The 12,914-nt window shown below is 42.1% G+C and carries 6 protein-coding genes and 1 pseudogene; 2 read left to right on the top strand and 5 right to left on the bottom strand.

Translation table 11 applies throughout. The features are described 5' to 3' along the window. Window positions 1-299: 299 nt before the first annotated feature. The 5 genes and pseudogenes from AC1DQW_RS06800 to AC1DQW_RS06820 all read right to left on the bottom strand — a co-directional run. A pseudogene (locus AC1DQW_RS06800) lies at window positions 300-668 on the bottom strand (transposase); the annotation flags it as partial. Window positions 669-1,086: 418 nt separating this feature from the next. After that, window positions 1,087-1,779 carry a hypothetical protein gene (locus AC1DQW_RS06805; protein WP_477453400.1) on the bottom strand — a complete coding sequence of 231 codons (693 nt, stop codon included), beginning with the start codon at window positions 1,777-1,779 and terminating at the stop codon, window positions 1,087-1,089. After that, the gene (locus tag AC1DQW_RS06810; protein WP_477453401.1) at window positions 1,776-5,441 is read right to left on the bottom strand and encodes a DUF6443 domain-containing protein; all 3,666 of its coding nucleotides are present in this window, start codon (window positions 5,439-5,441) and stop codon (window positions 1,776-1,778) included. The genes AC1DQW_RS06805 and AC1DQW_RS06810 overlap by 4 nt, the downstream gene beginning before the upstream one ends. A 24-nt stretch (window positions 5,442-5,465) precedes the next feature. Further along, complete coding sequence (locus tag AC1DQW_RS06815; protein ID WP_477453402.1) at window positions 5,466-8,855, bottom strand: SpvB/TcaC N-terminal domain-containing protein; 3,390 nt, start codon at window positions 8,853-8,855, stop codon at window positions 5,466-5,468. A 410-nt stretch (window positions 8,856-9,265) separates the two neighbouring features. After that, the gene (locus AC1DQW_RS06820) at window positions 9,266-10,039 is read right to left on the bottom strand and encodes a DNA-formamidopyrimidine glycosylase family protein (RefSeq protein WP_477453403.1); all 774 of its coding nucleotides are present in this window, start codon (window positions 10,037-10,039) and stop codon (window positions 9,266-9,268) included. Window positions 10,040-10,852: 813 nt separating this feature from the next. Here AC1DQW_RS06820 and AC1DQW_RS06825 point away from each other — a divergent pair. Together AC1DQW_RS06825 and AC1DQW_RS06830 are read left to right on the top strand one after the other, a co-directional pair. After that, window positions 10,853-11,812: a M48 family metalloprotease gene (locus AC1DQW_RS06825; protein ID WP_477453404.1), complete on the top strand. Its 960-nt coding sequence runs from the start codon at window positions 10,853-10,855 to the stop codon at window positions 11,810-11,812. Next, on the top strand, window positions 11,809-12,906 hold the full coding sequence (locus AC1DQW_RS06830) for a hypothetical protein (protein WP_477453405.1): 1,098 nt from the start codon (window positions 11,809-11,811) through the stop codon (window positions 12,904-12,906). The genes AC1DQW_RS06825 and AC1DQW_RS06830 overlap by 4 nt, the downstream gene beginning before the upstream one ends. The last annotated feature ends 8 nt before the right edge of the window (window positions 12,907-12,914 follow it).

Here is a 12,914-nt window from a genome sequence, read left to right on the forward strand (position 1 = left end):
CTTTTATAAGGGCGGGCTTATTATTGGGAATACCTACTATATTGCTGTAAGCGGTGAAAATCAAAGAACCGGCACCTTTCAATTATGTTTAAACAATTACAACCCCGTACTTAAAACCGGGCAAGATTGTGCCACGGCTTCTTATTTATGTTCAACACAAAACCATTTCGCAGAGCAATGTAAGCGGAGCAGGAACAAATAATAATGAAGCAGCGGGTACCTGTCTCAACGCCGACGGACTCTCGAGCGAATCTAACAGCATTCGGTATAAATGGCAGGCTGCCAACAACGGGAGCCTGCAGTTCAACGCTTGCTTCACCTATCCGATCCCGGAAAGCCACCAGTTCAGTTGGAAAACACGGAACCGAAGGTCTGAAATGATGTTCCCCGCTGAAATATTGATAATAAATATTTTCTGACCATTGTTCTATCAGGTTCTCATCACTTAGGTTGCGTACATATTTGAATATTAGCAGGACTACCATCAGACGTATAGGCTTGGATGGCTTGCCCTTTGTTTCACTGTAATGAACCTTAAATGCGTTTTCAAAAACTGACCAGTTTATTTTATGTGACAACTGGTACAATGGATGCTTCTGGTTGAGCTGGTCTGCCAAGCCCGTAAATAGGCAAAACTGCGGAATGTGCTTTTTGGATGGTGTCAGCATCCTGTAATTTGAAAGGTTTTTACCTCTTTTTCAAATAGCTTGCAGATTATTCCTCCTAACTTTACATTAAATCCTTATCTAAAATAGCTTAAACCCCGTTTTTGCCTTTTTTGAGGGACGACTATTTAGAAAATGAAAAAAAAGAAAGCAAAGGTAGATGAAGAAAACGGCTTATCTTAATACTTTAAAGTGAGAGAGGACAGTAAGGGATTATTTCTCTTACTGTCCTCTCGATTAAAATAGCTTCGATATTAGTCAAAACCTCTATTTAACGCGATATATGGCATTCCTGACCACTTCTATTTGGCCGGCCGATAGAAATTCAAGTCGGAACTTTAATTGGACAAGATTGATAGTAAATATCATCCTTTTTTTAATTATCTAATTTCTAAAAGCAGTTGTTTGTTGCTGCTACAACTTAATCGTGATCGTGAATAAAAATATTTACTTTATCAGGCACTTTATAAAGTATTTCCCACTTTCCAAGAAATTCATTGTAAACCAGTATTTTATTCCTCTTTACTATTACTTTTCTTTTATTAATAACATTATAAGAAAATAAAAAATCGTTGAAAGAACTTGTTATTTTAACATCATTTTTCAATGCCGTTTTAAAACTCCATTTAGGACCAGCAACTGGAAAATATCCATAACCTGTCGAATCCCGTTTTTTTAAAAAAGTAATAGAAATATCGAACACGGGTTGCTTTAGCTTAATTGAAGAAAGTGAGTCGCAAGATTTAATAATAGTAGCATGATCTTTAGAAAAAATATAGCATTCGTAGCTTGATAAGTCTTTTCTATTTTTAATTTGCAAATCAAAGAAAAGCTGGGTGGTCCCTGTACTTGATTTATCCAATTCAGCCAGCTTAAAGTGCGGAGTTTCCTGAATATTACTCGATAAAATTAACGTGTCAAGTTGACCTCTTTGCCATTTCCCATCCGAATATTTCACCGAATGTCCCATCCGGAATTCACTTTTAAATGTGGAATCTGAATTGATTTTAAAAACTTCGGGATAATTGTCTGCTATGTACTTTCCCGCAACATTTTTTTTTGTTGCACATCCTGTCAATATGAAAAGTAAAATGACGATGTAAGTTATTTTCATGGGTTAGTTGTTTTTAAGGTTGCCACATCTTTTTTCAATTGTTCTTCCTGTCCATTCCAGCCTCTGGAATAAGGAAATAGACTTGTATCTGTATTTTTTATACCAGCTACCCAATATTTCTCTATATCCCCGTATTGTGCCACAGAGCCTGTAACTGATGTGATATTTGTTACGGTTGTTGAGTCAAAAGAAAACTGTCTCTGATAGGGCAAAACTTCTTTTTGCCATCCGAGACTTATCTGGCTGGAAAATAACTGATCTTTTTTCCAAAAATCATGGTAAGCATGCGTGATTTCATGAACTTTATTTGCATCGCCCGCAACTGACATAACAACAACGCCATTCACCACTTCAGTTCCGCCTTCTTGACCTCCAATGCTTTTAAAGGTAAAGGTCTTTTCATTGGTTGCACCCATCTCATTCAATTCTCTTGAAGTAGCGGACAAATTATTGATGTTAATTTTAGCCGATTGGGCGCTGCTGGCTGCCTTTGTCAAATTATCAACATCAGAGCGCTTTGTACCTCCTAAGGCCAGCCTGGCAACCACACCCATGATAGTTTTTACATTTTTATCATAGGTTTTCTGTTCGCTACCGATGTGCTTCGCAATCTTACTTTGCAATCCATCAGCCGTTTTCTGATCCTTTACTTTATCAAGCCAATCCATGCCGTCCGGATCTATAAATCTGATAGGATTATTCTTTCCATAAACGTAAGGCGAAAATCTTGTACTTTTTTCGGCCAACGGGTCTACTGTAGTGAACCTCCCAATTACAGGGTCGTAGAAACGCGCACCATAATCATATTGCACCAATTCTTCCTGCAATTCTTTCTTATTATAAAGGTATTCATTTTTTGGACTGGTAACGGTACCCCTGGTGATTTCATAGCCGAAAGGGTAATAATCATCCTGCTGTAGGACAGCCGCGGAACCCGTGCTGGTATGAAACGTTATCCGTGTATTGCCAAGGTGGTCGGCCATGTAATAAAAATAATCAAAGCCTCCGCTCACAGGCACAGCTTTTCCCTCTTCAGTTTGAATTAAACTAAGGGAGGGGGTTGAAGCCACTGTGGATTTATCGTACTGTATCCCACCGATGTAATCGGTGTTACCGTTAACTGAACTTATCCGCCTTAATTTGTTACCGGCCGCATCGTAAACATAGGTTATAGTTCTGCCCCCGGTAATTGTTTGCGGCAGGTTTAGCATATTGTAACTAATATTTATATTAGAAACGGCTGTCCCGTCAGGCGGAGTAGGCATAATATCCATATTACCATTCAAGTCATAATGATAACTGCTGTAGGTACCCGGCCTGTATCCGCGTGAGCTGTTATCTGATGCCCCATCAGTAATACTCGTTACCTGGTTGGTTCCGTTCGAATTATAGCCGAGCTGATCTATCAGAACAGTGCTCCCTGCAGTCCTGTTAATGGTTGATATATTTCCGTTCAGGTCATAGCCGATTCCGCTTTCATTATAATTATCTGTTGAAATTCCGGATGTCAGCCTGTCCTGTTTATCGTAAGTATAAGTGTAGCTTTTGCTGTTTGGTGCCGCAAATGTCCCCCAGCTTTGGCTGGCGATATTACCATTGAACGTAGCCGCCGGAGATATCCCGCTGATCCCGGTTACCTTATTATACTGCAGTTGCTCTTCAAAAAGTTCAGCGCTGCTTTTGGTTAACCAGCTGCGCTCATTATAGGTATACGTCAGGTCCTGGAAAAAATTCAGACTGTCGGTGCTGTGCAGGTGTTTATACATCACTTGCCCTATTTCATTGTAATCGGCCTGTGATTGCAGTGTCCTCGTAGTTGGTGCATTATTAAGGTTCGTGATCTGCTCCCATGTTTTTACCTTTCGTCCGATATGGTCATAAATATAACGGTTTGCAATGGTTAACAACGGGTAGGTGGTATTTGAGGTATTCCAATGCTGCCGGGTTATTGTCGTAACCGTGTTATTAAAATTGTAAGTACTTATTAACACGTCGTAATTCCCGTTGTCCTGGAGTCCTCCAAGGTAATGTTGCTTATAGGTTTTTATTTGCCGTCCCAGTGGATCATAATAATTAACATTCCATAACATGTTGCTCGTACCGAGGACATTAATTACAGAAGCTGTAAGTAAACCGATATTTACAGTGCTTGCAGCAGCGGGCGACGTATATCCGGTTGGCAGGTTGGGTATATTGTAATTATCGTAGTAATTTATACCAAGGGTGGCTCCAGTCCAACTGGTGGGCCATGCAGCAGAGGTATAACCATTTCCCGTGGCAGTTGGCGTTTCCCATAATGTGGCATTTGCGGTTACTGCCGCCTGTATGGTGGCCAGGTAATTGGTTCCTGCGGTTCCCGAATAAAGAAATATCCCACTGATTACCAATCGGCCCTGCGCATCGTATTTGTTAAAAGTCCACTGTTGAGGACTCACCCCGCGCTGCTTGGCATCTTGTGTAGCAACAAGCTGGTCAAGGATATTATAGGCCATATATTCCCAGCCTTTTCCCGGCAGCTTCTTTTGCACCAGCCTGTTCCTTAGATCATATTTGTATTGATAACATATGTTATCAAGTACACCCTGATTTGAGGCACTTGTTATTCCCGCCGTCGCATCAGCTCCTGATAGAGGAGGCAAAACATAGCACAGGTTACCAAGATTGTCATAAACATAATAGGTTGATATAACCTGGACCGCTGTAGTGTAATTATAAGTTCTCTTGAGTACCAACCGATTATCTTTGTCCCGATATTCCTCTGTTGTATTCAGCCGGGGATCAGTCTGTGAGTTATTATAATTTTCATTTTTGCTTACTGTAACGTAAAGCCGCCCCACTGTATACTTGTTGCTAAAAAGCAATGTTCGATTACCGCTTCCATCGATGTTAACCTTGTACAGATTGGCCCAATAGGTTGTCCCGTCGTTATCCGCATAGATCATCTTAGAGGTGTGCCCGGCAGTTCCATTTGTCAATCCCGTTGTACCGGTCAGCTGCCAGTCGTCACCTGGTGCGCCCTGCTCATTTACCCGATTCAGGGGGGATGGCTCGAATGAGGTTCCAGTCTGCGGTGTAGTGATGATACTTACTCCGGTTGGGGGAGATGCATAAAAATGCGGTTGCCCCGTCGATGTGCTAAAAGCATCTGTTTTATAAGCTCCATTTGTTGACGATGCGGCATAAGGCAGGTATTTGAACGCCTCCCGGCTAAACTCATCATAGGCCACCGGCTGAACCAGATCATATCCCAATGTTGTGCCCCGCACCTGAATGGTTTGAGATAGGCGGCCAAGGCCGTCAAAATATTGTATCTGCTGCATTAAGGCACAAGTGCTTGCACCGGTAGCTACCGGGTTATACCCTGCGGCCCGTGGAATGGAAGTGACTATATAATTCTGCGTTGCGCTAAAGGCATTACTAAATGTGTAGCAATCGGTGATCGGAGCTATTGCCGCCATCGGCGCAAACACAGTTGCATTAGTTGAATTTGATATTAGGGCAGTTTTCGCAGGGGTATTAGCTGCTGCTGCCGTCGTATCCTCAACGCCGATAGTGTCGCTGGGTTGCGTTTGAGCGCTCAGTTTAGCTATTGACAACAACAAGAAGCAACTCATTAAAATTAGCTTTTGCCACTTTGTAACATTCAAAGATAAAGTATACATAATGTTAGGTTAAGGTGGTTATTATTATTGACCCTGGAAATGGTAAACGTTACGTTTGATAATATTACCATCTTTATCTTTGGTGTTGACCAACCGCATCAGCTTATCATACTCGAAATAAGTAATTTGACATTTGGCATCAGATGAACTGGTTATACCAACCAAAGGGTCATAGGTATAGGTAATCATTTGGGCATTCACCGGATAAAAGCGAACATCGTCGACCTTGGTGCTTAAGCTGATAGGATAAGTTCCATTACTTACTGTGACCGTATTTACCTGCAAAGACCACACGCCTGTTGTTTGCTGCCAATAACTGAGCACGTATGTTCCGTTATCGAGGCCGGAGAGGGTTTTGCTAAAAGTGCCTGTCGCGTGGCAGTAATGGCCTGTTTTACTATCGTTTAAGGCGCTGTTGCCATCACCTTCCTCAAAACCATCGAAGAAAATATCTTTCGCCGGGGCATTAGTGACCTGCGCTATGGGGTATTGACCGCTATAACCCCATTGGTAACTTACTTTTGGCCCGCCTGTTTTCTGTTGTTCGCTAAGATTATAGTAAGAATCATAAAAGTTGTATAACACCCGGCTTTGAATAGCGGTGGCACCATCCTGGCTTTTAATTTCCTGGGGTAAAACATGGCCATTGAGGACCTGGAAATTCACCAGTAGCTTGTTGGTAACAACGCTGTTTACAATTTTTTCCGATTCGACAGGTATCCCTACCATATTTAATGTAACCATTGTATTGATGGCAGTAGTAGCTGCAGCAGTCAGCGGGATGCTTGCGTTGATGTCCGATAACTCCAGGGCGGTACGGTTATAGGTTGTAACAGTTTGACCCTGGCTGTCTGTTTTTACTATTCTTACTGGCTGCATATTTGCAGCATTATCGTAGTAGTAATTATTAACTGTAGTTACAGAATCTGGCCCTGTAGTGTTATATAAAGTTTCTGTAGCATTGGTGTGCTGTACCTGTTCGGACGAGATGTAAAAATCAGAAGCTGTTATACCGCAATAATTATATAAACTCGGATCGGTACATTGTGAGGGGTCAACAAAAGTGTTGTAACCTGCAGCAAAATTTTCGACCTGGGTTTTCAAAATGAAATTATAGGTATTGTAAAGTTGTCTTACCTTTTGCGTAGCGTTAAATTCAGATTGGCCCAAAAGCAGGCCCCGACGCCATTCCCGCGGGTCTGTCGGTGGGTAAGGGAATTGAAGCGATACTGAAAGTCCATTGTCCGGGACGTTGCTGAACACAGAAACGGTTTTTCCATTAGCGCCCGAAGGTCCATTCAGCGTGGTTACATTACCGTATCCGATCACCCCGCCCTGGATAGATCCCAAAGCGTATTTCGTGGAGGTGTTGCGGGTAACTTTGGTATAGTTGCAACTCCCGGTACCATTTTGACTGGTAAGATAACCATTCAAAGAATCTATAGGATTAATGACATATCCTGAAGCGTATGTAAAATACCTGTCGTTAAAAGGAGATACCGACACACCGTCATAATTCAGCATGCTCTTGATTCTTAAACCGCCAACCATCTGATTTACTGCTTGCATTCCTAATGACTGGCTATAAGTCAGTGAAGCACTCATATTTACCACGTCGCTGGAGGTACTGAACTCGTCAGAGCCTACGTTGGTATATATTTTCAAAGTATAAGTGCCCGCAGCCGTCAGGTTGAAGTAATTACTTCCGCTCCCTACAATCTGCCCTATCAACGTACCGCTGGAATTTAATATCTGAGCATAGCATTGTGCAGAAGGCATATCTGCTTTGATAGTGGCGCTGATACTGCTGGTAAAAGACATCTGGACGGACTGCGTTTTAGTTACGGTAAAAGCTGTGCTTTGCGTATTCACAAAAGGACTTGTGGTATAGGTAATATTTAAATGCGGCGAAATTGTCGTATTGGTGAACTGTTCAGAAGATACCGGAATAGTATTGGGTTCGTAATTAAACTGCGTATTTCCACCTGTAGGGTAAGTAATCTTAGTTAACATTTCCGCCTGCATATATGTACCGTTAAAGCTCCGTGTCCCTCCCGTGGGATGGTTATTTGCCGGATTAAAACCAATAGACGGTTGACCTGGTACGGTATAACCGGTTACCGGAAGCATGGTCGTGTTAGTGGTTGCTCCGTTAAAATAACCCATATGATCCTGGGCAAAAGAGCGCCTGGAGGGAAGTTTTTGAGGGTTATATTGAAAAGACCATTGCTGGTAAGCTGAATTATCGGTCGCTGGCCTTTTTAAGCTGAGCAGTTTCAGACGTTTATGAAAGTAGGCGGAGTCTGACGGATTACCGGCAAATTCTGATCCGGTAGCCGCCTGTGAATAGGTATAATTAAATAAATAATCATCGACAACGGTGTTGGTTTGCTTGGAGTAAACCTTGATTTCACTAAGTGCCACTCCACCGTTTAAATCTGACCGGGGAATACCCGAAGGCACAAACACTACTTTTGTAAGATTAGATTCTATCGTTGCCAATGACAATGCTGTAACTTGCTGATCTTCGGCGATCTGTGATAATCCGGTATTTGTTATTCCACAACTGCCCGATGTTGTGTATTGTATCGCATCACTTTCCATGATGTGGGTATTTTGGGTAATTGTAGCGCTGGTATAGCTAAAATTTACGACTTCGCCCGTTGGGCTTGTGATGCTTTGCAGATACCACGACGAGTTAAAGGTTACCCCTCCAACAGTTATATTATACCTGGTGTTCGTGGTACTTTCACAAAATGCAGATGAGCCTCCAAATAATAGCGAGGTGCCGTCCTCCAAAACTACCGTCCATGAGTTTCCTATGGCATAGGTTATTTTTAAATTACTGTAAGGCATGGTGACAACAGAGCCATCACCATTGATAAGCAAACGATACGATTTACCCATAGCGTTCAGGGAATAAGAATCCTGCTGGCTGTCGCCGGTCAGCTTTGCCGCAGCCACGCGATGTTTCTGGTATCCTCCGGTAACATTGGAGGTTGACTCAAAATTGTTAGGGTCTGAATAGGTATTGGCATAGATAAAATAGGTATCTTCGTCTGGTAGCCCTCGTACTGATCTGCTGATGACTCCGCCACAATTTAATGCCCAGCCAAGACCTACCCATGACGCGATATCGCCAACCCTGTTTCCGGACGCATGATATGAAAGACTGATAGGGACATTAACGCTGCGTCCTTTCAGTTCGTAAATCGGGATACTAATATCCGGAATGCCGGTATACAAGCTAACAGGCCATTCGGAATATTTACCTAGACTGGAAGCGTTTGGTGACGGAGGTACTACATTTCTTAGAGATTCAAGCGCGGGATCAACCTGCGCAAACAACATATTGGAAAATGGCATTAACAGCAGCAGTACGATTAGAGAACGAAAGCCATTTAAAGGGGTCATGAAGGATTGGTTTAGGTTGTTATTATTTCAATTACATGCTACGTAAGCGGTAGATGGAAAATATTTACTTTATGTTATCATATGTTGAAGATGTTAGTTTGACACATAGTTTCCTTATTCACAATAAACATTACAAACGGATGAACATCGTGCACTGCAATATATTATTTTTCCTTATTAAAAAAGGATCATTGTAAAAATTTAATTACGATATAATTTACCGCGCTTTTCTGCGGTAGCCCTGTTTAAATAAGGTAGCCATCCCAGGTCAGTAAGTTTATTATAGTCCGTCAATAATAATTAATATATCTTCCGCTCCCTAAATTAAGACACAGTACATTATTAGCTATGTCCATATAGATTCTGATCGATTAAGGCTATTTTGCTATTAGTAGCGAATGATCTAGAATTTACTCGAAGAGCTCTTGACCTTCTGTGTAATAGGTTTTTCGTGAATTTATTTCAGCCTTTAAAATAGTTTCGCCAGAGGGCGTCAGCTGATGTCGTGGACGATGCACCTGAAGGAAATCGCGTTCCTTCTCAGTGATGGTATCAGGAAATACCTTTGATATATGGCTTTCGGCATCTGTTAAGACGTTTTTAATCGCTTTGATTATGGTGTCAACTTTATTTTCAGGAATTTTATTCGCTTTAGAAAACGGTGATATCTTTGCCGAATAAAGGATTTCGTCAACGTATGCGTTGCCAATGCCTCGCACCACCTTTCCTTCAGTTAAAACTGTTTTGATAGGGTGAGAAGTGACTTTTAATGCTGCAATCAGGTAATCGTCCGGGATACTCAAAGCGTCAGGCACTTTCGTTGGCTTCGGGTCCAGCGTTAATATTACCGCTTTCTGCCAGTCTGTAATGGCTAATCCGGTCCCATCAGAAAACAAGAGCTCAGCGATTGTAAATTTGTTCTCATTCTTATCATCGTACCAAAACATCGTTCCATGCAGCATCAAATGAAGTCCTAGAACACGCCCGTTTTCGAATGCGAAATGTAACTCTTTACCTTCTCTGCTGATAGCTGCTAACTTTTGTCCTTCGAAGGCTTCTTTTAGAGCGGATTCCGGTACCTTGAGTTTCCTGGGGACAAGTATATTGATCTCAATAAGAACTTTACCTATAAGGCGCTTGCTAAGATTTTTATTAAATATATTTAAGTCTGGAATTTCTGGCATAGGACAGATGTAAATGATAGTAACTTAGTGTGTTCTTTTAATTATAGTGGCTCTCGATTCTATGCCCGATCTCGTCAATAATACTTTGCGGTAATATTACCCCGGATGCTTGAATCCAATTGAAATGGTCTGTATGTTCGACTGATGCCATCCACTTCCCATCAAAAAATATTTCATAACTCCCCTCAGCCATACTTGCTTCACAATAGATCATTTCATCACCATACACGATCCCGAATCCAATCACAGGGTTTGCCATCACTGCCAAAGTAAAAATTTGAAGCGACAATTGCAAATGCTTGTTGCTTAAGAATTATTGGGGGTCTTAACTGGATATTCCAGAAGGGCTTGATCATCCATTCGGTGCGCTTTAGAGCAACAATTTGTTTTGGCGATAAGGAAAAATACATCTAATAGACTGTTAGTTAACCTGGTCTAGGTGTTTCGGAATTACCTGTAAAGCAACTCCGGAATGAGATGTCAATGGTGCCGGAATGGCCAATGAGGGAGGGAAAGAAACCCAACAAGCAATTACCTATATCAGTTCGTTAATAGTCTTATTTTTAATTACTACACGATTGACGCAAATATTTTAAAACGCATTATTTCTTATTCAAATATACTATTTATTGAGAATTTAGACAAGGCAATAAAGTTATTAATTCTCAACCAAAAAGTATTAGGGAATGACTTACTATTCCAAGCCCTGTTTATCGATATGAAAAAGATCAAATAATAAATAAAAACTTTTTTTATTGAGGAAAGTAGTTTACATTTAGGTCGTAAACAGCTGAAATTAAAAACCTTATCACAATGAACAGCTTTTATCGCCTGTTTCGTACTTGCTTACTGCTCTTCTTATCCACATGCGCGATGATCACTTGTGGGCAGACCCATAAAGTGGAAGTAAAAATCGCTTGCGGATTTTCTGGGGAAGTGCTGCAATCCTATGTTTGTCAGGATGATCCCCCGGCTTGGCTCGAAGATAAGGTGTATAACATGATCGCTTATAACGGCCTTAGCGGATCCGGTATCCACATTGAAGACTGTAGGTTTGTCTCGAGGCCGGTTACCACCCAAAGTACTGAAGGAAAAATCAGCATTATGGTCAACTCGGCAACATTTAAAAAGGCCGACCACTGGACAATGACCGTAATTCTTGCGCATGAACTGGCGCATATTTATAACGGGGATATCTACGGCCTGAATGACGTCACTGCCGACCAGGAGTTAAAGGCTGATTATTATGCGGGTTTCTGGGTCCATCGCGCCAAATGTCCTGATTTCATACTCGTCATCGCTGCCTTTAAAGGATCGAAAACCGATGCGACCCATCCAGACAGTGTTAGGAGAACAGGTAAAGCTTTTGATGGCTGGCAGGATGCGGAAAAACGATATCTTGCAGATGGCACACAAACAGAAGCTGAGCGCTTCCGAGCCAGCGCAGGCGTATTGGTGACAGTGACACCTTACGTGCTTCGCCGTTTTCTTGCGAGCAGACGGAATGACTTCAAAGTAAAGATTCACCTGACTTCCGCCGACATTAACGTTCCCGTTGATACCATTACCAACCACATCCTCAAAGTAACTTATTCCTTTGACGAGCCGCACATTAAAGAGCCATTGGTTGTTTCAGTCAATAAGTTCAATGACAACTACGGTTACCTGATCACCGGGGTTTGGAACCATTTCCCTGTGAAGTGTGTGATTTATTTCAAGGATGATTCTATTCTGCCTATCGTAAAGTATTTTAAATTAGACTTGGAGCCATGAAATGGATAGTATTGCTATTTGTTGCCGTGGCCCTGACCGGCCTCAACAATTTCAGGTCCTTCGGCCAGACCCACCAGGTATACATGAGACATGCCTGTGGTTTTGATACGATTCCAAGAAATGAATATACTTGCCTTAACCAACCTGCTGCGGATATGCAGACTCTGGTTTACAAGATGATACGCTACAACGGGATAGGTATCAAAACAATGACGGTCCAGGATTGCAGACAAGTGCGTTTTCCAGTGACAACAATTGACGCTGACTCTAATCTGACCATTGTAATGAACGCCTCCAAGCTCCGGGGAGCGCCCCGCTGGATCCTTGCGGTGATATTGGCACATGAATTGGGCCATGTTTACAGGGGCGATATGTCCATGGTCAGGGACGTTAACAGAACAGACGAATTAAATGCAGATGCTTATGCAGGTCATTGGGCGCATGGCGCGGGCTGCACAAAAGTGGATTCTATTATCGCTGGTTATAAAAACCTGGCGACCGATGCTATCCATCCTGCCTCACAGCTCCGAATCGATTCGGTCACAGCCGGCTGGAACGCTTACCGGCCGGAATTCTTCGCCGTAAATGCATACAATACGCTGCCTTCATCAAACGTATACGGGGTGTCGTCATTGAGCTCGTATAGCTCCGTTCTGCATGGGTTTGGCCGTCGTGGTTATGCTGAAAACATCGTCCCTTTCGCTAATCGGATCGTCGCCCCTAAACACTCCCGCAATTGGCTGACCACCTGGTTTGTCGGGCTTTACGGACATTCGCTTGGTATTTTTGCAATGATTTCCCCTCATGTTTCAGAAGATGATCATAAAAAGTCAAAGGACTTCGAGATTACTATGCACTTATCCTCATCCAATCCCCTGCTGCCACTCGAATTTCTGCTTCCTCAAATTAAAAAGGTAACCTACAGCTTTGATAAATCGAATCTTATAAAACCTGTTATTGATTCCTATAATATCAACCATGATGATTATGGATATACGGTGACAGGGATCTGGAGCACGGTTACCGTGCATTGCATGGTTTATTTTAAAGATGGCTCGGTACTGCCGGTTAATAAAACATTTAAAATTCACTAAAGAACATC

The sequence above is a fragment of the Mucilaginibacter sp. P5_A4 genome (assembly GCF_056400605.1).

Bases quoted from the DNA above. Each gene is read 5' to 3' on its own strand.
- AC1DQW_RS06805 (WP_477453400.1), bottom strand. From the start codon at position 1,779: ATGAAAATAACTTACATCGTCATTTTACTTTTCATATTGACAGGATGT.
- AC1DQW_RS06810 (WP_477453401.1), bottom strand. From the start codon at position 5,441: ATGTATACTTTATCTTTGAATGTTACAAAGTGGCAAAAGCTAATTTTA.
- AC1DQW_RS06815 (WP_477453402.1), bottom strand. From the start codon at position 8,855: ATGACCCCTTTAAATGGCTTTCGTTCTCTAATCGTACTGCTGCTGTTA.
- AC1DQW_RS06820 (WP_477453403.1), bottom strand. From the start codon at position 10,039: ATGCCAGAAATTCCAGACTTAAATATATTTAATAAAAATCTTAGCAAG.
- AC1DQW_RS06825 (WP_477453404.1), top strand. From the start codon at position 10,853: ATGAACAGCTTTTATCGCCTGTTTCGTACTTGCTTACTGCTCTTCTTA.
- AC1DQW_RS06830 (WP_477453405.1), top strand. From the start codon at position 11,809: ATGAAATGGATAGTATTGCTATTTGTTGCCGTGGCCCTGACCGGCCTC.